Source organism: Shewanella sp. 10N.286.52.E4 (assembly GCF_041468785.1).
Classification (GTDB): Bacteria; Pseudomonadota; Gammaproteobacteria; order Enterobacterales; family Shewanellaceae; genus Shewanella; species Shewanella electrodiphila.
In genome coordinates, this window is record NZ_JBFRJJ010000031.1 from 104,672 (window position 1) to 125,952 (window position 21,281).

The following is a 21,281-nucleotide window of genomic DNA, read 5'->3' on the forward strand; positions in this document are numbered from 1 at the left end:
CATAGTTAAGCTTTTATTCGTTTATGATGCTAAAAACATCTTCCTTATATAGCGACAAATTGATTCGTCACTCAGGTTTAGTCCTTTAAATTCCCCCCTCAGATCCAGCTATGACGCATCAAAAAACAGCTTAAGCTAATACTAAAGTTCTGTTTAAGACTTTAAACTGATAACTAATTCAGTCATAGTGAAAAAACTGAATATAGCTTCGAATACTGGATAGCGACTAGATTGGAATCACGTAATACAAGCCCACGTGCAAAGTCTGAAACACCGCCATTGCTGACGCCTAAACTCAGCTTTTATATACCCGTCATAATCATTGCGGGCTTGTTGTTGACCTTCCCTCACAAAACGTTGGCAACATTCAGCTTATTTACTCAGTTTTTTCTTGAGCATTTTGACTCTCAATTCATTCAGCTTTCGAGTTTATTACTTATTTTTGCTACAGCAATATGTTTCAGTCCTATTGGCAAAATACATATTGGTGGAGAAAAAGTGCAAACCGAGTTCAGCTTTACCAGTTGGATAGCCATGCTATTTACTGCAGGCATGGGATCGGGGCTCATTTTTTGGGGCGTTGCAGAACCTGTATATCACTATGTTAACCCACCTGCATTTTTACAAGATGACTTCTCATCGGTATCTGGCGCGTTAGCGATTACCTACTTCCACTGGGGTTTACATGCTTGGGCGATATACGCCATGGCTGGCTTAGTCATGGCATGGTTTGCATATAATCGTAATCGCAGCCTGAGGATCAGTGCCAGTTTTAGCGCAGAAAAACCTAAATGGCTTAGCGTATTAGATTTACTTGCGGTCATTGCGATTATTTTTGGCATGGCTGGCACCTTTGCCAATACTGTCGCCTTAATTCAAACAGGGATTGAGCAAGCGATTGGACTTGATGTGGCCAGTGTCGGCTTTAGAATTGGGCTAATTTTGTTTATTGCAGTGCTATTCACCTTGTCATCCATTGCTGGATTAAATCAGGGAATTAAACGATTAAGCCAGTTTAATACCTTTTTTATGGTGGCTATTTTGGTCACGGTTATTGCTTTAGTTGATCCCTTCAACAGTCTACAGCTCATGTTTGAGTCAAGCGTGAGTTATTTGCAGTTACTGCCAAAAGTCTCTTTTAGTGTCGGAGACCCCGCTAATTGGAGCCAAGGCTGGAGCGTCATTTATTTGATTTGGTGGATTGCTTGGGCGCCTTTCGTTGGGCCGTTTATCGCTCGAATTAGTAAAGGCCGTAGCATCAGGCAATTTTTAGCATGTACCATTTTACTGCCAACACTCACTTCAATTATCTGGTTTTCTGGCTTTGCTGGTAGCGTGTTAACTCAACCCTTTGCTGCTGAGGTTATGGCTGCGGTCAATCAAGAATACACCTTAGGCTTGTTTAGCTTTTTTAATCAGTTAACCCCAAATGGTTTCCCCTTGGGCAGCATTTTATCGGTTGCCGCAATACTACTGTTAATCACTTTTCTTATCACCAGTGCAGATTCCTCCATTTACATTACCAGCATGCTCACTGGCAGTGAAAGTCACATTGCTAAAATGCTCTGGAGTCTTATTTTAATTGCGATAACAATTGCACTAGTGACCATTAACGACGTGGATTTAAACAAGCAAATTGCGATTGTTGGCGCCATTCCATTTACCTTGGTTATGTGCGCTCAAATAGCTTTTTGGATTAAGGATGTACTGAAAAGATAAACAGGTCATTAGTCTTAGATAAGCATATCGAGTGTCAAATCAATGAGGCACTCGATTTAGGATTAACACATTGTTATTTAACGTCAGTAGCGATATCGAGATTCAACTTCACATTCAGCGATAAACGCGCAAGTTTACGGTTCAATAATTCACGAATATGTTGAACATCAGCCAATAATTGATGTGATTTTTTAGGGTCGACATTAATGTTAACCATCAATTCAGGTCCTACTTTGGCAATGCCGGTTAACTTAAGGTTTTGCGGTGATACACCGTTAGCTTCAGAAACACTTTCACGCACAAGTGAACATATTTCTTGATCAGGTTTCATCATTAACAGCTCGCGTAATGCATTGGTTAACATAACAAAAGGTACTTTTAGGAAGTACAAACCAATACACAACATCATTAGAGAATCAGCATACACCGCGTAATGAAACAAGGGCGTCATCTCAAGAATCACGGCAATAATCAAGCCGCCACATACCGCTGCGCTCAGTACCGTATCCATTTGCCATTGCTTTTCTTCAGCGGCCAATAAGCCACTTTGTTGCTTTTTAGACTGGTTTTTATGTTGCAACCAACGCCACACTCCCCAACAACCAACTAAATTGATAAAACCAAAAATAGCTGCAAACGAAGTATCAATTGCTTGACCACCATTGATAAACACATGAAAAGCACTGAATAAGCTGTAGCCCAATAACATCAAAATCACTAAGCCTTTAATCGCAACAACTAACGGTTCCATCATGGCTTTACCAAAAGCGAAGTGAGAACGTGAAGAACCATGCATATAGCCAGAAGCAGCAAGAGATAACATTGTCAGTAATAAGCTAATGAGTGAGTAAACACCGTCAAAAAGAATGACAATAGATCCACTTAACAGGCCAACGATGACCCCGAGGATTGCAAAGCTAAAAGCAGCGACTGCTGACAGCTTAAGTAATTGTTTATCTTGTTTGTTGCTCTTTGCACACATTCATTATCACCTGTTAAAACCTAAGAAAAGTATGGCGTTAACAGCGAAAAACCTCAATGTCGTTAAGGTGTACATAAAGTGAACTTAGATGAAAAATGTACGTTTACATCATTATTTCAATGAGTTACCAACCGCCTATAGCGTCAACTACTTTGACGCTCAGTGATTGTGATATACAAGCCCATATTTGAAGAGTTCAAATATAACGAGCGCTAACATGAAAGGCTTTAATATGAAGAGCTCTACTATTACGAAGCCTACGAGTTAGGCTTAGCAAATAACAAGTGCCAATTATTTTATCAAAGTCAGCACCTTTAAAACTTAAACAAATAGTCGCTCACTTGATCTGATAACCAAGAAATCGGTGCAGGTATTGCATTACCGGGAGCTGAAAATAAACAATAATCTTGATGGGTTAATCCATAAGTATGCTTAATAACAGCCAATTGCTGTTGGCGTAAATGCTGCCTAATCAATGGTTCAGGTAATACACCCCAGGCTTTTTCAGACAATATTGTGTTGAGCATATATTCAAAGCTCGTAAAGCCAATATGGGTTAATGAAAAAGGCTGCAACTCAGGATTATCTTTATCATTGAGATACACCATCACCGCTTGCATAGATTCACGCAGTTGAATATCTGACACACGGCGAAGACTGGCTAACGGATGGGTATGTTCACACACCGACATCATTCTTATGCGCCCGAGTGGCAAATAGTCAGTATTGGCATCATCCACTCGCTCAAAGTCGACCCCAAAAGCAAAATCAACTTGCTTGGTATTCACCAAGTTAGCTAAGTCGCCACTGGATGCCAGCACGGTGTTCACTGTGGTTGCCTTAAAATGATTATTCAGTTGATGAATGAAATCTTGCCAAACCTCATCAGGAAAGGAGTCGTCACGAGCGAGCCAAATCTCTGAACGAAATTTCTCTGACGTTTGTTCGCAGGTTTGCTTAATTCGCTCGCAGGTAGACACCACGCTTTCACAATCTTTATAAATAGACTTACCGACTTCAGATAACACCAGGCTATTACCAGAACGGACAAATAATGTCGCCTGCAAATTCGACTCAAGCGCCTTAATCGCCATGCTTAGCTGGGTACGATTACTGTTAAGTTGCTTAGCGGCTGCAGTAACAGAACCCGTATCCGCTACGGCGCAAAAAATCTCTAATTGCTTTAGATTCATAGATTATCCATTGTGATAACTCACCCAGCTATCCTTCAGTATTAGTAGACTTTTATAACAGGCTGCTAATATTAGGCCTATTGCTGGCGTTGCCTTAACTCAAATTGCTCTTTCGCCAACTCATTGTATTGGGCTAATAAACTTAATTCATCAACGTTAGCTGACAAGGTATTTAAGTCGATTTTTAATTGCCCTTGATTATCAAACTGACTCGCAAACGTGCCCATATTAATCATATCAATCTGCCAATCAGTGAGTTGCCCAATAACATAATTACCATATTGGAAAGCCTCAAACTCATTCAACAACGTAAGGAAGTCACTAAATCCAAACCCCTTGAGTTGTTTTTGCGCCTTAAAAGCGGCTAAATACCCGGCGGATATCGCTACAATTTCACTGTCACTGTCACTGTCATTAGCATTGGCATTGGCATTGGCATTGGCATTAGCATTTAATGCTTGCTGGAATTGGTAAGAGTGCCGAGTCTCATGAATCAAAAAAGCCAGCGAAGCATAAGCCTCTTCTTCGGCTAATTTATCTGGATTTAAGTACACAATTCCATTGCCACCCGCTTCAATATCAAAGTCAAAATACACCATTTTGTTGGCATAGCTATGATTATCAATAATCAGTTGCGGCGCCTTAGTACCAAAGCTTCGCACTTCTAACGCAAACACTTTTTTAAGCCATGGTATTTGTTGCTCAATAGTCATCTCAGGCCATTGCTGAATTGCGTTAGTCAGCGCTTTATCTTCTGCGATTAAGCCTAATAAACGATCGCCATCTTTTATTGTTAATGCATAAGCTGACACTAAGAAGTCGTGAGCTTCAGGCTGCAATGCAAATGCATCAGGTGCCTGTCGCTGCAAAGTTTCATTCGCATAAAAACCATCGGCTAGGCTTGGAAGTGATAACCCCATAGCCAGTGATAAAAACGCTCCGGCGGCGAAAGTCTGAAAACGAAATGTCATGATGCGAATGTCCTTTAAAAGAGGATTATTTTTGTTGTTATCTCACACTATTATCGCAGCACTTTATCACTTATCGCGACGCCCTTCACGTAAAGCTGAGCTAGAATATAAGCGTATCATTTCATTCTTCTCGCGCTTTAACACACGAACCACAATGGCAGGCTATGTAAAAACGTTAAACGGGCTTGGGTAGAAACGGAGTGATTGAAAAGTATCGTCAATATAAAAGCTAGAAGTGGTGAACTAAACCACAACACAATAGTCAAAATTGTTTGTAGTTATTAATAATTAGCACGACGACAATCGAGTCACCTCCCAAGGACTCAACTTGATTAATACGCTATAAGCCATTAAGGTTATCGTTAGTATAATAGTAGTAATATCCACACCTTAAGTGAGGTAACAATGGACAAGTCCAAAATATTAGTGATTGATGATGACCCAGTTTGCACCAGTATGCTGCTCGCTATTCTTGGTGATGACTACTTGGTTATGACCGCTAATTCTGGCGACGGTGCAATTGAACTATTGTCTTCTGTAGAACCTGATTTAATCTTCCTTGATATCACCATGCCGGATGTAAACGGTTACCAAGTGATAAAATACGTCAAGAAGCATAGCCTGAACCAGCAAGTGCCGATTGTTGTGGTCAGTTCTTTGATTGAGGAGTCGGATCAAGATTTCGCGTTAAAGCTCGGTGCTGACGATTACTTGACCAAACCAATTTTGCCGAATAATGTCCAGAAAATGGTAGATAAATACCTTTAATCGCTAAGAAAAATTGCTTATCTAACCTCACGCATAAAAATGCCGAACAATCAGATTGTTCGGCATTTCTTCTCACAATCAAGTTAATTAGCATTTTCACTAATAGCTAAACGGGTTTACTTCGCACCTGGCTCAGCAAATTGATTCATCCACTTTTCAACTTCGTTGTACCAATAAATTGAATTGTTTGGCTTCATGATCCAATGGTTTTCATCAGGGAAGTAAATCATCCGCGATTCGATCCCTTTAGTTTGTAGTGTGCGGAACAACTCAAACCCTTGACCCACTGGCACGCGGTAATCTAATTGACCGTGTACCACTAGCGTTGGAGTGTCAAAGTTTTCAGCGCCGTAATGTGGAGAGATCGACTTGTAAATCTCAGGGTTATCCCAGTAATCGCCAAAGCGAGTGCTGTGAACCGAGAAATCAGCGGCCATTTGCGAGTACATGTTATACACAGCAGCGTGGATAAATAGCGCATTAAACGGCTGATCTTTTTGACCTAGAATAATCGATGATAAGTAGCCACCGTAGCTTGCGCCGCCAGCCACTAAACGCTCGTTATCAATCCAATCTTTAGCTTTAAACCAATCTGTTGCTTTAAACACATCCTCTAATGACTTGTTTTTCCAATCTGGGTTAATGCTATCGGTATAGTCTTGTCCAAAACTGTTTGAACCATGGAAGTTAGGCCAAGCCGTTACATAGCCCCAAGAGGCAAATGTTTGCGCATTCCAGCGGTAATGGAAACCGTCAGAAATCGCACTGTGTGGGCCACCGTGAATAAGCATCATTAACGGATATTTTTTGCTTTTATCAAATCCTGGCGGGTAATGTACCCACATTTGCACATCTTCATCGTTGTAACCTTTATAAGTTACTGACTCATAAGTGCCCATATCAACATCTGCTAAAACATCATCGTTAAAGCTGTCTAAACGAGTGGTTTTGCCATTCTTAGGATTAACTTTCACTAAACGTGCTGGGTACAAAAAGCTATCATTTGCCGCAACGATAGTACCGTCATTTGCAATCGCTGGTGCGCCAAAGTTGGTTTGCTTAGTGATTGGTTTTACTTTGCCATTTTTAGCACTGATATGGAAAATACGGCGGGTTGCAGCATCATCAATAGCGGCGTAAAAACCTTTGTTATTTGCAGTCCAGCTAAAGCGAGCCACTGAGCGATCCCAGTCAGTTGTGATCACTTTTTCAGAACGTTTTTTCACATCTAGCAGTACTAGGTTCGCTGTGTCAGCGTAAAAACCATGAATAAGCTGACGGGTAAACGCTAAAGTTTTACCATCAGGGCTAAAGGTTGGATTAGTATCTGGCGCTTCATTGTTAGCCGTTAAGTTTTCCACTTTACCACTGCCAATTGTTGCCATAAAAATATCAATTTTAGGGTCAACTTGGTTATCCCAGCCATTACTATTAAAGGCAATTAACTTACCGTCTGGCGAAATATCGTAGTTACCACTACTTTGCGATGAACGTGGTAACTGCTTGTTTAATGGCTGAGTAATAGCCGCAATGTCACCGCCTTTAGCAGGAATACTAAATACGTGTGCTTCACGGTCTTCGTCAATCCAATGATCAAAGCTTGAGAATGGTAATGCATTCCATTGGTGTGCAGAGACTTTAGTATCTTTGTTGGCCTTTAATTGAACCGACATTTCGTCCCAGTTTTTATTTGGGAACACATTACTAATAAAGTAAATATTGTCGCCAACCCACTTAATGCCTTTTACACCACCAGGCACTTCAGTTAAGCGCTGCGCCTCACCTGCTTTATCCATTGGTAATAAATACACTTGGCCAGCTTCGTCTTTATCACGCTTGCTAACAAAGGCTAATGTCTTACCGTCAGGTGAAAAAGTCGGTTCGCTCGCTCTCAGCCCTTTAGCTGTTATAGGGCGTTGGCCTTTACCGTCTTTATCAAACAACCATAGTTGAGTGGCACCTTTATCTTCAGGCACATCGTATTGGGTTACAGGCGCAATGATAAACTCACCGTTTGGTGAAATAATTGGATTGCCGATTCGGCTTAGCTTCCACAACACATCCACTGATAATGTGGTGTTTTGCGCTGCTTTTTGAACTGATTGTGTTGATTTGACTTGCTCTGCAGCCATTGACGCTGCTGGCATCAACAAGCACATAAGCACTATCCCGACTTTCTTCACGAGAGGTCTCCTTGATCTAGTTATTGTTATTTTTATTCCGCTGCCATCATTAGTAAATTGCGGCAGTAAGTTAAGCTAGCGATGAATGTTAATCGAATTAACACCGAGAGAACGGGACAACCATCACCCTTGTTACATCAACATAAATCCATTGTCATGGTTAACAATTAAATAAAGCTTAATGAATGCTAGCTAAAGGCAGTAAAGGGATAATTAAATAGCAATAAAGACAAGCCTTGAAGTAATCACAGTTTTGCCCTCAATTCATTTAATGCAGCAACTGAAAAACCTTGGTCATAAAAGTAGATAATTTTTCCTTCTGCATTTAACAATACCACCCGAGTATTATTCGGGTTTTCATTACCGGTAAAGGCTTGCACTTGTTCGCCATCTTCATAAATGGTTACCACGCCTTTCCACAATGGTTTTGGAATACCCGCGCGCATACCATTATCGATTAAGGTACTGAACATTCTTGGAAACATGCCTTGAATCGTCGGCAACTCATACACCGCAACTTGGGTTTGAGTCATGTCCAAACCAATCAGCCAACGGTCAATATCAAACTGTGAGTCTTGCTTGTAGCCAATTAACAATAGAGTCACTTGGCCACTCACATCCTCAGGAAAGTTCATCGCAGTTTGCGCTAAACTCTCACCTGACACCGACGGAAACACCTGCCCCGTCACCTGCTGATTTGGGTAAGTGGTACTGCATGCACTTAGCAGCAATACCACCACTGACATTAATATGGCTCGCATTTTACAATCCTTTAATTATTTCATTCGCTAAATCAATAATTAACCATACGTAGCCCAGAGGAATATAGATTGGAATTTTGCAGGTATTTTTATCACAAACAAAAATGCCTTACTTATCTCACTTAAACAGTGTGATAGTAAGGCATATCTTTCAGCTAAAGAGTGCTTTATTCCTATTTATCCATTTCCTGTATTTACCAAATTCAGGCCTTAGACTGTAGGCTCACAAATGGCTGTTTACTGTCTATCTTCAATTGTAAAACCATGCGGTATTTGGAACTGGCTATCATGTACTAATTCTTCAGATACTGAAGTAATTTCATATAAGTAACGAACTCGGGCATCTTTTTGCCATTCTGCAACCACCTTATCAACGGCCTTATCAGCTTCATCTTTGATAATATTACCAAAGAAACTAGTCGCTGCATTACCTAGCCCTTCAGAGAAATCAAGGTTGTTATCTGAACGCTTTTTCTTAGCTGAAGGGCAAGCTTCATTTTTTTGAAACCATTCCATTTTTATCGATAATGGATAACCTTTAATAACTGATAACTTTTGGCTAATCATATTTTTCTGCTGACTATCACTGCTCTCAACATCGCCACTAAAGCCTTGAATAGCTTTAAAACCGTCTTCACCTAACAAGCGTACTAAAGCATTTTTATCACCGACCTTACTTAAATAGTTTTCAGTCGATTTCTTATGCACTTTCCAAGCAGCAGTCATTTCTTCATTTGGAGTCGTAGTCCAAAATACAAATTGAATTAAGTTGAGGTCCACTTTACCATTTTCATCTTTGAACTCAGTGGTCCAAGTTGCTTTAAATTCTTCAGAAAGTAAGCCACTGATACGACGCTGTTGATTCGTAGCAGCAATCGTAAAATCATTTTTAACTAATTCGACATTACAGCTTTTATCTGCATAAGTTTCATACTCTTCTTCATCATCAGAAGACTCTTGTGCTTTTGCCATAAACTCATCAAAGCCGGTTGTACATCCGCTTAACGGACATTCACGATATTTTTCTTTATCGTTATCGATTTGCCACAATAAATTGTCTTCAATTCTAAAAACTGTGGTGTAATCGAAATTTGCCCATCGCATGTAAAAGCTATCAAATTCAGCAGTTTGATCAATCGCACGCATGTTCTCACGAGTATAAACGGTTTGTGTACCCTTATTATCAGGCATATATAATCCATTTAACGTCGTTTTTGCAGTAACAACGGTGGTAAGATTTTTTGGTGAATTATCTACAGGAGTAGAAGAACAAGCAGAAAGTATTGCAGCAACGGCAACAGCCGACACTTTACGAACAAGATTCATTTATATTTCCCTTATTAATGAATTAAGTTTTATTTTTATAGGTGAGTTAAGCTACAAACAAAAAGTCCAAAAGTGCTTATATTAACCAAGCCTTACAAACTCATCTATGCTTTATCAGTAACTTAGCTAGCATTAGCGCTAACCCGTGGACATACTACTTAGGTATTTACACAGATGCACGCTTGATTTCTTCCTTTCCAGTTAGTTTCTCATTAATAATCAATATAATGCCCCGTCATTAATCTTATCATGACTATGTTGGTTAAGGTTTTAGCCTGTTAAGGCCATAATCAAGTGAGACTTGTTGTAAATGGCTATAGCAACAGCGCTACTCTTCTGCTGCTATTTGAGGTTCAAGCTTATTCAGTTCAGCATCAAACATATTGGTTAATAGCACTTCACCCTGTTGATTGACGCTGAACTCACCGCCTCAGCCACTTCGCTTAAGCGTTAAATTTAGTAATCAATTGCACGGGTTTAAATTTATCTGTGCAGGCATACATCCCTTTACCTAAAATCTCGTGTTCATTCCAATGGGTAAAGCGCTTTTCCATCATTGCTAACCTTTCTAAAACGAGAGCCTTATCGTCATTACAACCACTGAGAATAAATCGAATAACACCATTGAATGTAGGAGTCGGTTGGCGTGTGCCATATGTTCTGCCGCCATGATTAAATCCATGGTGACTTGCTGAGTCACGAGTATAGATTTCACCAAAACGTAGTGCGTCATCTAAACTTGAAGAATGCATATTAATAACGATTTCATGCTCTAATTCGTCACTTGCAACCGCAACTAATTCAATTGTTTTTTCGGGCTCTTTTTCAAATTCAATTTGAGTACTTAAATTCAAAGGGTCAACTTCAAGACTTGGAAAATCTGCAACATCTTGAGTGCGATTATCCAAGGTAAAGTAGTGTTTTCCTGTATTGGGATCAGTAAATTGATGTCCCTTAATACGGTAACCTGTTGGCATTGGGACGGTATAAAGCAGCGCATAGCTGTTGAGGTCATAAATCAATAACAGCTCGTCTTCTGCATGGGTAAAATAGATGTAGCTGTCATCAACAAATATATGTGCAGCACTCACTCTGTAGCCTGGTAAGGCTGTATTGGTCGCAATACTTGTTACAACATTACCGCTTTGGGGATCGACAATGAGTATTTTGTCATAGATAGCGACATAAATTTTACCGTGATACAGGCCTAGATCATCTATCGCTTCTGGTATGGGAAGTTGCCACATTATTTCCCCACAGTCATCGTTGAACCCCGTAAGTGTTCCACCGCTTTCTTTGAGTTTACTAACTGTGTTTTCAACGAAATTTTCTGATATTTCTGGACCAATAAAACTGATTACAATCCCTTTCCATTTTATAGGTGTGGATGTACGACGCCCACTATAATTTAAATCAGTCGCCCATACTGTCTGTAACTGTAAGTCTCTCTTAATAAACTTCTGCTCAAGACGTTCATAGCCATAGACATGCTCATCAATTAACTCGCTAAATATTGAATTACTGCTTTTAGTGGTAATACTCTTAGTTAAAAAGTTATAAATAACTAAACTAGATTTGCGCCATTCAGGGTAATTACTTACATAACTGAAAAATAATTCATCGCTATATTCAGCCATTAAACTCGAAAACATAGACTCAATAAATAACTCCGGTACATCGAGGGCTTTAAAGCTTTCATCAACTAAACTGCAAATCTCTTTGCGCCCGTTTGCAACATCTAAACGCCGAAAAGACACTCCACAAATACTGAAGAAATTTCCTAAAGTACGGATAACCTCATAGTTTTCAATGGATAGCCTTCCATTTTTAAAAAAGTAGCTACACCCTTCTCCTCCATAGATATAAATAGTATAGGTATCAAATGGATTTATATGGAATTCGCAACTATCAGCAGTTTTGTATATTTTCATTACTTTGAAATCCCTTCAACATTTGTAATATCACCAGCAGCTTGATACTCAAGCTTATTCAGCTCAGTATCAAACATATTGGTTAATAGCACTTCACCCTGTTGATTGACTCTGAACTCACCGCCTCAGCCACTTCGCTTAAGCGTTAAATTTAGTAATCAATTGCACGGGTTTAAATTTATCTGTGCAGGCATACATCCCTTTGCCTAAAATCTCGTGTTCATTCCAATGAGTAAAGCGCTTTTCCATCATTGCTAATCTTTCTAAAACAAGGCCTTGATCTTCATCACAACCACTGAGAATAAATCGAATAACACCATTGAATGTAGGAGTCGGTTGGCGAGTGCCATATGTTCTGCCGCCATGATTAAACCCGTGGTGACTTGCTGAGTCACGAGTATAGATTTCACCAAAACGTAGTGCGTCATCTAAACTTGAAGAATGCATATTAATAACGATTTCATGCTCTAATTCGTCACTTGCAACCACAACTAATTCAATTGTTTTTTCGGGCTCTTTTTCAAATTCAATTTGGGTACTTAAATTTAAAGGGTCAACTTCAAGACTTGGAAAATCTGCAACATCTTGAGTGCGATTATCCAAGGTAAAATAGTGTTTTCCTGTATTGGGATCAGTAAATTGATGCCCCTTAATACGGTAACCTGTTGGCATTGGGACGGTATAAAGCAGCGCATAGCTGCTGAGGTCATATATCAATAACAGCTCGTCTTCTGCATGGGTAAAATAGATGTAGCTGTCATCAACAAATATATGTGCAGCACTCACTCTGTAGCCTGGTAGTGAGGTATTGGTGGCAATACTTTTTACTACATCACCGCTTTGGGGATCGACAATGAGTATTTTGTTATAGATTCCGACATAAATTTTACCGTGATACAGGCCTATATCATCTATCGCTTCTGGTATGGGAAGTTGCCACATTATATCGCCGTTATCATCGTTGAAACCTATGAGGGTTCCACCGCTTTGTTTATATTTACTTATGGTATTTTCCATATAAAATTGTGATATTTCAGGGCCAATAAAACTAACCACGGTATTATGAGATTTAATATTCGAAATAGCCGAAGTTGCAGAAGTAATGACTTCTTGCTCCCAAACTTTATTAAGTTTTATATCACGCTTGATATAGCAATGTTTTTTATCATCGTAGCCATAAATAAAGCCATCCATTAGTTTAGAATAATATTTATCTAAACTTTCTGATATCACATTATTGTCTAAGCAATTAAACACTATTGTATTCAACTTCCAATCTGAATTAAAATCTCTAAAAACATATACATCCTGACGTTTCGGATAGCCATAATTAAAAGAAAGGGACATTTTTTTTATAAAACGTTGAGGCAGTATTAACTCCTCTCCTTGACCATTTATTAATAAATAGGTTATCTCATCACCTGAACTTATTTCTATCCGCCGATAAGTTTTACCGCCTATACAAAAAAAACGCCCTAATGTTCTGTTCACTTCATAATTTTCAAAGCTTAATTTTCCATTATCAAAAAATAAACTGTTCCCCTCGCTACTATTAACGTAGATTCTATTGTCATCCAGTGATTTTTTATGGAGCACGCATCTATCAGCAGTTTTGTATATTTTCATTACTTTGAAATCCCTTCAACATTTGTTGTATCACCAGCAGCTTGATACTCAAGCTTATTCAGTTCAGCATCAAACATATTGGTTAATAGCACTTCACCCTGTTGATTGACTCTGAACTCACCATATTTTGCAGCTTCATAGACATTGGCGTGACCTTCTTGAAAGAAAAATGCATTGGTGGCAAATTTGATCCTGCCGTCTCTGACTCGATACTGTAAGCGCATTTCATCTGCTGCTAGCTCCAGCCCATCATATAAGGCTTTATAAGTCGCGATATTGCGTGAATCGAAACTCACCACCACGTAGCCGTCGCGATTAGCAAGTTTTCGCCATTGTCGGTCAGTTTCAGCTTGTTCATTGGTTGCAGAACTAGCAGTTGAATTAGTGCTTAGGTCAGCACTTGATTCCGCTGCAGCAAGGTTCTGCTCTGTTTGAATCTGTTCTTCTTGAACCCGTTCTTCTTGAGCAAGCTCCTCTTTACGCAGCTCTTCTTGACGCAACTTGAGCGCACTACGAATATCGTTACTCATTTGAAATCGTAGCGCCATATAATCGCCCTGCATTAGCGAGCGAGGATCTACCGGTGCCAGTTCAAGATAAATTAACTCCCCATGGCGTATGTGCTGCTCTTTTTCAAATATCTGCCAGTTAACTAAAGCTAATATCAACACCAAGGTGCCGACTAAGATAATGGTATTGAGGTTTGTCATGATTGCGGTTTTAGAGAATTTAGGCATCGGCTTGCTCCCTTTGTTTGGTCACAAATTTGAGCATGGCCCAGCGCACAGCCAGTAAAAAAATACCCATTAACATCAACGTGTAAGATTTATCTAATAGGCTGAAATCCAAGAAATAGTAATATGCTGATATGAAGGTAACCAAGGCTATAACCCCTAAGCCTAACAGTAATCTGTTGCTGGCTGAAAAGCCCAACACCATAATTAAAAAGCCAATATTAATTCCATGAGCTTCAAACGACAACACTGAAACCAGCAGGCTGATTACGAGTACGCTATAACGCACTTTAACCGATAATTCTGGGTATCGATTTACTATTTGCCACACCACATATAGCGACACTAAAGCCAATAAAACATCGCCCATCCAGGGCGCAGTAAGTGACTCAGTTGATAACAACTCACTTTCAATTAAGCCATACCAAGCATATTGAAATGACATAAAGCATGTTTGCACTAAAGGCGCTAATAGCAAACCATAAGCGATTGGCCGCTTATGCAATAAAACCACTGAAAAAAGACTATTTAACAGTGGATTGTTAGTTTGTCCTTTACGATCAAATTCATGCAGGAAAAGCCAGCAGGCAAGCAGTAATATGATGCTAGTGGCAATAAACGGCAGCTGAAAAATGGCTAAGGTGACGATAAAACAACAGGCAGCAAAGAACGCTGAACAAAAGCGGTGAATGTCATTGGGCATAATGGCCATCTGACAAAATTGCAATATTGTCGCCAGCAACCAGCAGGTGTCATCATCAAAGTGCTGAATAAAGCCATAGACAATTAATATCTGCCCACTAAAACTAACCGCTAATGACAGATGTTCGATAAATTCATTTTTATTGAATGTAAATAATGCATAAGCACCTAGGGTCAGAATTGCACCGACAATAAAAGCACCTTGTTCATTATCAAAAATAAACTCCATCCCTAGAGCTAAAAAACCAAGAAAGAACAGCGCGGCAAACCAACCAGAAATTGCCAATAACAGTTTTACAAACCACGGCGATTGGATTTCTGCTTTAGCGGGTTGCTCACCTGATACCACTCCGTGGTGCAATAAGCTTTGCCATAACGAGGTTTGGTTATGAGCTTTTTCTTGGGTCAGTGACTCTGAGCCGAATTCCTCTGGGGTTAATGACTCATTCATGACTGCCACTCCTTATTGATTTTACGCAGCCAAATAGCCGAACCTGCTGCCATGGCGATCATCATATTTGATATCAATAACAGGCCAATTTCTTCCAATGTTTCAAGCCAATATGCCGAAACATAATTGATAATGACAATGTTGGCTGACAATAATGTTCCAGCCAGCATAAATAAGTCTTTTTGATAATGGCGATAACAAACATACATTGCCAGCAACCAAAGCGGCCAAATGGTGATGGGTAAAAATCCTAGTTCTTTAAAAGCAGAATGAAGATATGAATCATGAGTAAAGCTCCAAATACTGCCTACCATTAGCCATGTAATGCAAGCGCCACTGACGACAGCCAGCAGCCTTGGTGCCCAACGCGCCTTTAGCCAATGGTAATGACGACTGAAACCTTCCCAGCAAGCTAACGCCACGATATTGAATAACAATATCACCCATAAAGCATTCAGTTCTTGGTTGATAAACCAGCCTAGCCTGCCACCAAAATTTAGGTAATACAGCAAGATAGAGACATTGATTAAGACAACCCACAACATCCAAAGTGCGCCAAGGCGGCCAATGACAACCCAAGGAAGGATTAATAAAGCCCAATTAAAAAATAACTGCCAAGGGTCGGCACCTGTTTGATAGGTTTGTCCAAATAAGGCTAATAACACCCCAAAGAAAACGGCGGCCATAAATAACGGCACTTTAACAACCGACTCAGATACTTTTGGAATGATGGACTTTAGGGGGTGAGGATTTGAATCATCTAGTGATTTCGATGTTTTCTGAGCGAGCTTGTTTAATTGATAATAAGCAACAACGGCGAATACAATCAGTATTTCCACCAGCGCAAACTTGGCAAACTTACCCATCTCATGCCAGTTAAACGCAATAAAAAACAGCACAGAAAAAGTGATCGCAAGACCACCTAACCAAGCTAATAATTGATTAAAAAAGTGAACCCAATGGTGTTTACTTGGTTGCACCTTACTGATGATAAGGGCATCGTTTATTTTGCTCTCATCAATCGCATTTTGTTCAAGCAACCCAATCAGTTGCTGTCTATTTGATGTCATGTTGAATCCATTCGCTTACATCTGTCTGCGTTGTAATATACCAAAGCTCATTCGAGATGCTAGTAAAATAACTAATGTGGATAAGGTGTTAAAAAACAAAATACTAAGCTTACTAGATCATCGTCAACTTCAGAGTTTTACTCTCTAAGTTGATTCATTATGTTTCAGCCCATGATTTTCTAACTTCCAAGCAATTCATCAGATTCATTGGCAATTTTTTACACTTTTTCTTTTAATCAAATTAACAAGCTTAAACGTTTTAGAAATACATTCATCATATGTTTATTGTTTTTCTGTTAACTTTATGTACACTCAAACAAACAAGTTGATTGTTCTTTGAGCGGAACAAAGGGGAGAACTTCCGTTTTTTTGATTGAAACTATGGGGATAAAAATGAGAAATATAAATAACTACATCGTAAATATGCGTCATAAAAAACTGGCGATTGCCTGCTTATTGGCCATCACGCCACTAAGCGTATATGCCGATTCACAAGGACAGCAACACGGGCAATCAGAACATCACAGCCATGGGTGGCAATTTGATGAACGCCAACAACGAGGGGAAAGTGAAAGCCGCCGTGCAGATTACAGTAATAAATGGCGCGGCCATAAATCAGCGGGGAAAAAATGCAATAAACACCGCAAACATCATGGTCATCGTCATTGCAAATTTGAGCGACACTTTTGCCAAGGTATACCTGTTGTCGCCGAAGAAGACTTACCAACAGACACAGACTTAAGCGGTTATGAGGGGGAAGAAATTGGCTTTTTTGAAAACAAAGTCTTTGATGATGAACCTGAAGTTCTATTTGCCTCTGATAGTTTTGATGAAACCGTCAATGACACAACTCGCTTAAAGAAAGCGCTTCGTTTTGCCGCTAAAGAAGAAAATGGCGGTGTGGTAGTTTTACGTGCATCTGAAAATGGCAGCAATAATCGCTATAGTTTGGCGCATATTGTGGTGCCATCAAATGTCCGTATTGAGGTCGAACCTGATGTTGTCCTCGAAATGCGCGGAATTAAAGAAGACACCTATCCAACGGGTAATCCAAGTAATAGACCCAATCGACAGTTCTTATTTTCGTTTGGTCGCAGCATTGGCCCAAGTAAGTTATCCGCTGAACGCACAGTGAATGTGCAGATCACTTCAACCGATCCGAGTAGAAATTTCACCGTTGATGCTAAAACCAACATGCCATACAACTATGGCGAAATGCAGGGTGGCAATGGTGGCGGCTTAGTTAACCTCACCCGCGCTATTCCATTTGGGCTTTTTTATGTTGAAAACTTCTCGGTATCCAATGTCACCATTGAAGATAACCATACTGAATCAGTATCGGTACAAATGTTTGCTGATGCCGATTATAAAGATGGATCATACACTTATCGCTTTGGTTCAGCGCCGCTTTATCTACAAGACAGATATGTGAAAAACCCAGAAGGATCACCAAGCTTAAATAGACCGATGAATCCAGTCAATGTACCAGTTCCAACCAATGAGAATGGTGATTTTATTGATGATGAAGGCAATATAGTGCCGGACATGTTCGCGATTCAACGCAACCCAACTTATGCCCGCACACCGATTAAAGGCTCAGTGAAAAACATTAAATCAATTAATGCCCATACGGGCTATGGCGTAGTGCAAGTTTACGGTGGAGATTGGATTGAAATTGATAACATTGAAGCATTCAATGGTATTGGTGTGCGAGTGGAAGCAGGTAATGGAACCAATAAAGACAACTTTAACCGTTCAGGCCCTTACTTTAGCTCAGCGAATAAAATCAAAATCTCTAATGTGAAAGTGACTAACGGCTTTACTGGCGTTTGGTTAAAGCCACACAGTAAAATCATGAAGGACATAACTGTAGAGAACATTGAAGCTATTGATAGTGGCTCTGCCCTTTTAGTGGGTAAAGGATCGTTTGCATGTAAAAGCAGTTGTCGTGATTTAACCCGTGGTCGTATCAATAATCTATCAGTGAGTGGCGATATTATTTTACGTCAAACGGTTTATGATGAGCCCGTTGCTGAGGTCGGTAACGTTGCCACTTACTTTATGAGTGAGTCAAACCGCGAATATTTAGCCGAGCAAACAGGTAAAACCATTACTGAAATTTCTCGTGCTGACATCGAGCGTAATTTATCAGGTTCACGTTGGTATTTAACTTTCCCTGCAGCACCTATCTTAGCGTTATCACAACTGTCAGCCACAGAAATTGGCGACCAATCTGCCTATGAAGGTTTTTATGGGGTGGATTATTGTAATGCGAATATCATTCAAGATGGCCTAGCCCTAACAGATGGTGAAAAGTCTCGTCCTGATATTCTTTATATGGGCGATGCACACACGCCAAATGGTGAAATGGCTACCGATTACATTAATAAATAAGCCCTAGCACTCTAGTTGGTTTATTAGTGATAACAAAAGACGCCACTATAAAAAGCCAGTAGCCCGCGCTACTGGCTTTTCAATTATTGATTATGGATTGCTGAATATTAATTAGTGAGTATTAATTAGTGAGTATGGGTTGGTGAGTGTGGATTGTTGAAGTAAATAACACCGTTTAGATTTTTAACTTTTGCCACATAGCTACACGTTTGCCACATAGCTACAAATACATAGCCTTATTATTGTTTTAGCTACAGACTACATGATTTTAAATTTTCAACTTACCCCTTAAATCGACTCTGGGATCACAGCCGAATTTTTCACTCTGCAAAACTAAGATATAAATGGTAAAATAGGCTGATTATCCGTCTCAATTAACCACAAGGTCTAGCAATGAATCCAATTATTGCCCTGTTAAAAGAACACAGTGTCAGTGATGAAAAAATCAGTGAAGTGTTTCAAGCATTAACTCAAAACCCAATGATGGCGATGAATATCATCGGTCAACTTGGCATTCCTGCTGAAAAGCTACAACAGCTAATGGCGATGGTAATGCAAAACCCAGCGTTGATTAAAGAAGCTGTACTCGAGTTAGGCTTAGATTTTTCAAAAGTTGAAGCGGCTAAAGCGCAAATGCAGCCTTAATAAACTTCTCGATCTTCTGAGTAAGTAGTGTGCAAGACCTTTAAAACGGCCAATCTATGATTGGCCGTTTTAGTATTGTTTTTTTACCTGCTTTCGATATTGGCTCGGGGTGATATTTTTACATCGTTTAAAGCTATGACTGAAATTAGCGCCATCGTAAAAGCCTAACTGCAAGGCTACCTCTTCAAGCGGTATGGATTTCAATACTTGCCTGTGCTGCCTTATTTAAAACAAAACCACACTAGCACCATTATCAATATGTCATCTGCAAGCAGTGATTATGGTGTGCCTGAGTTAGCAAGCTACTCCGCCAGTAAATTTGCAGTAAAAGGGCTCACTGAAGCACTTGAGTTAGAACTTGCTCAATATGGAGTTCGGCTATGCGAGGTGCTGCCGCCATTTATCGCTACTAAAATGCTTAATACACAACAAAAAACCGCTAAAGTGATGACAAAACTAGGTCGGCATTTAACCGCTGAAGAAGTGATTACTGTGATTGCAAAGCAAGTTAATCAACCTAGAACCCATAGAACAGTCGGGTCGCTTTATAGTATGTTACATTGCTTAAGTAGTGTTTCACCTCCTGTTATCAACCGCTTGTTTATGAAGGTGTTAAGTCGTTAATTGGTCCAAACTGTAATTTATAAAAAGGAATGAATAAATGAGTCAAAGCGCCACATCGATAAGATTACAAGCGCCAAAGTTAGAAGCTAAACAACGAATGGCAGCCAAACTGCTGACCTTAGCGCCATTACATAAATTGCCGCCAAAAGTATTTAGACATGTTTATAGCACAATGGACAGATTATTGGGTTTAAGTAAGATTGAAATGGCGAAGGTTATCGACTCAAGTATCCCTGTGACCACACATACTGACAAAGAGAGCTCAATCAAACTCCGTGCATATTATCCTGTTTTCGAGCAAAAGATTGATGCTGACTTAGTTAAAACTGCGCAAAAAACACTGGTGTACTTTCATGGTGGAGGCTGTGTGATTGGTAGTTTAAATACCCATGATCGTTTTTGTCGGTACTTGGCTAAACATGGCAACATGAATGTTATTGCTGTCGATTATCGCTTAGCCCCTGAGTATAAATTCCCTACCCCAATTTGTGATGCCATTGACGCATGGAACTATATTAACGACCACCATCAAGAGTTGCATATTCAAGCTGAACATATTGGAGTCGGTGGTGATAGCGCAGGTGCATACCTTGCTTGTATTATCGGCTTAAAGCAGCTGCAATCAGCGTTACCGTCTATTGCTATAGCAAAACCTGCATTCCAGTTTTTAATCTATCCGATGCTTGATTTACAAGGCTTAACTGAGTCCTACCGTGGCTTCAATAAACAACTGCTCCTAACTCGAACCTTAGTGGATTATTTTAGAGGGCATTACCTCAACTCATTGAATGAAATCGCATTACCTTTAGCCAGTCCTTTGTTAACAGATGACATTAGTGACTCACCAAATACCTATATATTAACCTTAGGTTACGATCCTTTAAGGGATGATGGCATTGCATACGCAAATCGTCTCAAACAAACTGGTATTAGCACTCATCATCAGCATTTTGACGACTGTATGCATGGTTTTATCTCCATCACTAAAACCAGTGCCCGTACTATGCAAGCTACCCATGCGATTGCCATGGCTTTAAATAGATTCAACTCGCTATAAGTAACTGAGTAAATGGGTAAGTGGTTAAATGACTGGTTAAATGAGTCGTTAAATTAGTGCATTTGATTCAAGTCGGGCTGTATTTCAATAATATTTTGCTCAATTGATCAAATCATCCAACTCGATCACAATATTGTAATACAA

At 39.7% G+C, this 21,281-nt stretch carries 18 protein-coding genes; 6 read left to right on the forward strand and 12 right to left on the reverse strand.

The annotated features are described in order from the left end of the window. Window positions 1–231 precede the first annotated feature (231 nt). Window positions 232–1,719, forward strand: a complete 1,488-nt coding sequence (locus tag AB4153_RS17405) for a BCCT family transporter (protein WP_371998238.1) — start codon at window positions 232–234, stop codon at window positions 1,717–1,719. 73 nt (window positions 1,720–1,792) lie between these two features. On the opposite strand, the gene AB4153_RS17410 is transcribed toward AB4153_RS17405, so the two are convergent. The 3 genes from AB4153_RS17410 to AB4153_RS17420 form a co-directional block, all read right to left on the reverse strand. Next, window positions 1,793–2,701 carry a cation transporter gene (locus AB4153_RS17410; RefSeq protein ID WP_371998239.1) on the reverse strand — a complete coding sequence of 303 codons (909 nt, stop codon included), beginning with the start codon at window positions 2,699–2,701 and terminating at the stop codon, window positions 1,793–1,795. 314 nt (window positions 2,702–3,015) lie between these two features. After that, complete coding sequence (locus AB4153_RS17415) at window positions 3,016–3,894, reverse strand: LysR family transcriptional regulator (RefSeq protein WP_229370732.1); 879 nt, start codon at window positions 3,892–3,894, stop codon at window positions 3,016–3,018. A 77-nt stretch (window positions 3,895–3,971) separates the two neighbouring features. Next, window positions 3,972–4,865: a hypothetical protein gene (locus tag AB4153_RS17420; protein ID WP_371998240.1), complete on the reverse strand. Its 894-nt coding sequence runs from the start codon at window positions 4,863–4,865 to the stop codon at window positions 3,972–3,974. Window positions 4,866–5,270: 405 nt separating this feature from the next. On the opposite strand from AB4153_RS17420, the gene AB4153_RS17425 reads away from it, so the two are divergent. Continuing rightward, window positions 5,271–5,633, forward strand: coding sequence for a PleD family two-component system response regulator (locus AB4153_RS17425; protein ID WP_102527754.1), 363 nt, complete (start codon window positions 5,271–5,273; stop codon window positions 5,631–5,633). Between the two features lie 116 nt (window positions 5,634–5,749). Here AB4153_RS17425 and AB4153_RS17430 read toward each other — a convergent pair whose 3' ends face one another. The 8 genes from AB4153_RS17430 to AB4153_RS17465 form a co-directional block, all read right to left on the reverse strand. Continuing rightward, the gene (locus AB4153_RS17430; protein WP_371998241.1) at window positions 5,750–7,816 is read right to left on the reverse strand and encodes a prolyl oligopeptidase family serine peptidase; all 2,067 of its coding nucleotides are present in this window, start codon (window positions 7,814–7,816) and stop codon (window positions 5,750–5,752) included. A gap of 245 nt (window positions 7,817–8,061) precedes the next feature. After that, complete coding sequence (locus AB4153_RS17435) at window positions 8,062–8,577, reverse strand: hypothetical protein (protein ID WP_371998242.1); 516 nt, start codon at window positions 8,575–8,577, stop codon at window positions 8,062–8,064. A gap of 237 nt (window positions 8,578–8,814) precedes the next feature. Next, complete coding sequence (locus AB4153_RS17440; RefSeq protein WP_303513837.1) at window positions 8,815–9,903, reverse strand: hypothetical protein; 1,089 nt, start codon at window positions 9,901–9,903, stop codon at window positions 8,815–8,817. 443 nt (window positions 9,904–10,346) lie between these two features. Then, the gene (locus AB4153_RS17445) at window positions 10,347–11,834 is read right to left on the reverse strand and encodes a hypothetical protein (RefSeq protein ID WP_371998243.1); all 1,488 of its coding nucleotides are present in this window, start codon (window positions 11,832–11,834) and stop codon (window positions 10,347–10,349) included. 138 nt (window positions 11,835–11,972) lie between these two features. Further along, a complete protein-coding gene (locus AB4153_RS17450; RefSeq protein ID WP_371998244.1) occupies window positions 11,973–13,460 on the reverse strand; it encodes a hypothetical protein in 1,488 nt (495 codons plus the stop codon). Further along, window positions 13,460–14,197: a GDYXXLXY domain-containing protein gene (locus tag AB4153_RS17455; protein ID WP_371998245.1), complete on the reverse strand. Its 738-nt coding sequence runs from the start codon at window positions 14,195–14,197 to the stop codon at window positions 13,460–13,462. Before AB4153_RS17455 ends, AB4153_RS17450 begins: the two co-directional genes overlap by 1 nt. Continuing rightward, on the reverse strand, window positions 14,190–15,347 hold the full coding sequence (locus AB4153_RS17460) for a DUF4401 domain-containing protein (RefSeq protein ID WP_371998246.1): 1,158 nt from the start codon (window positions 15,345–15,347) through the stop codon (window positions 14,190–14,192). The genes AB4153_RS17455 and AB4153_RS17460 overlap by 8 nt, the downstream gene beginning before the upstream one ends. Further along, on the reverse strand, window positions 15,344–16,417 hold the full coding sequence (locus AB4153_RS17465; RefSeq protein ID WP_371998247.1) for a DUF2157 domain-containing protein: 1,074 nt from the start codon (window positions 16,415–16,417) through the stop codon (window positions 15,344–15,346). Before AB4153_RS17465 ends, AB4153_RS17460 begins: the two co-directional genes overlap by 4 nt. 393 nt (window positions 16,418–16,810) lie before the next feature. On the opposite strand from AB4153_RS17465, the gene AB4153_RS17470 reads away from it, so the two are divergent. Together AB4153_RS17470 and AB4153_RS17475 are read left to right on the forward strand one after the other, a co-directional pair. Continuing rightward, window positions 16,811–18,811: a hypothetical protein gene (locus AB4153_RS17470; RefSeq protein WP_371998248.1), complete on the forward strand. Its 2,001-nt coding sequence runs from the start codon at window positions 16,811–16,813 to the stop codon at window positions 18,809–18,811. A 393-nt stretch (window positions 18,812–19,204) separates the two neighbouring features. Further along, the gene (locus tag AB4153_RS17475; protein WP_102527746.1) at window positions 19,205–19,456 is read left to right on the forward strand and encodes a DUF2999 family protein; all 252 of its coding nucleotides are present in this window, start codon (window positions 19,205–19,207) and stop codon (window positions 19,454–19,456) included. Between the two features lie 69 nt (window positions 19,457–19,525). On the opposite strand, the gene AB4153_RS17480 is transcribed toward AB4153_RS17475, so the two are convergent. Beyond that, a complete protein-coding gene (locus tag AB4153_RS17480) occupies window positions 19,526–19,660 on the reverse strand; it encodes an AraC family transcriptional regulator (protein WP_267869180.1) in 135 nt (44 codons plus the stop codon). A 9-nt stretch (window positions 19,661–19,669) separates the two neighbouring features. On the opposite strand from AB4153_RS17480, the gene AB4153_RS17485 reads away from it, so the two are divergent. After that, on the forward strand, window positions 19,670–20,080 hold the full coding sequence (locus AB4153_RS17485; protein ID WP_371998258.1) for an SDR family NAD(P)-dependent oxidoreductase: 411 nt from the start codon (window positions 19,670–19,672) through the stop codon (window positions 20,078–20,080). A gap of 37 nt (window positions 20,081–20,117) precedes the next feature. Next, window positions 20,118–21,137 carry an alpha/beta hydrolase gene (locus tag AB4153_RS17490; protein WP_248956126.1) on the forward strand — a complete coding sequence of 340 codons (1,020 nt, stop codon included), beginning with the start codon at window positions 20,118–20,120 and terminating at the stop codon, window positions 21,135–21,137. Window positions 21,138–21,281 lie beyond the last annotated feature (144 nt).

Bases quoted from the DNA above. Each gene is read 5' to 3' on its own strand.
- AB4153_RS17490 (WP_248956126.1), top strand. From the start codon at position 20,118: ATGAGTCAAAGCGCCACATCGATAAGATTACAAGCGCCAAAGTTAGAA.
- AB4153_RS17440 (WP_303513837.1), bottom strand. From the start codon at position 9,903: ATGAATCTTGTTCGTAAAGTGTCGGCTGTTGCCGTTGCTGCAATACTT.
- AB4153_RS17420 (WP_371998240.1), bottom strand. From the start codon at position 4,865: ATGACATTTCGTTTTCAGACTTTCGCCGCCGGAGCGTTTTTATCACTG.
- AB4153_RS17465 (WP_371998247.1), bottom strand. From the start codon at position 16,417: ATGACATCAAATAGACAGCAACTGATTGGGTTGCTTGAACAAAATGCG.
- AB4153_RS17475 (WP_102527746.1), top strand. From the start codon at position 19,205: ATGAATCCAATTATTGCCCTGTTAAAAGAACACAGTGTCAGTGATGAA.
- AB4153_RS17460 (WP_371998246.1), bottom strand. From the start codon at position 15,347: ATGAATGAGTCATTAACCCCAGAGGAATTCGGCTCAGAGTCACTGACC.
- AB4153_RS17410 (WP_371998239.1), bottom strand. From the start codon at position 2,701: ATGTGTGCAAAGAGCAACAAACAAGATAAACAATTACTTAAGCTGTCA.
- AB4153_RS17470 (WP_371998248.1), top strand. From the start codon at position 16,811: ATGAGAAATATAAATAACTACATCGTAAATATGCGTCATAAAAAACTG.
- AB4153_RS17445 (WP_371998243.1), bottom strand. From the start codon at position 11,834: ATGAAAATATACAAAACTGCTGATAGTTGCGAATTCCATATAAATCCA.
- AB4153_RS17435 (WP_371998242.1), bottom strand. From the start codon at position 8,577: ATGCGAGCCATATTAATGTCAGTGGTGGTATTGCTGCTAAGTGCATGC.
- AB4153_RS17415 (WP_229370732.1), bottom strand. From the start codon at position 3,894: ATGAATCTAAAGCAATTAGAGATTTTTTGCGCCGTAGCGGATACGGGT.
- AB4153_RS17425 (WP_102527754.1), top strand. From the start codon at position 5,271: ATGGACAAGTCCAAAATATTAGTGATTGATGATGACCCAGTTTGCACC.
- AB4153_RS17450 (WP_371998244.1), bottom strand. From the start codon at position 13,460: ATGAAAATATACAAAACTGCTGATAGATGCGTGCTCCATAAAAAATCA.
- AB4153_RS17455 (WP_371998245.1), bottom strand. From the start codon at position 14,197: ATGCCTAAATTCTCTAAAACCGCAATCATGACAAACCTCAATACCATT.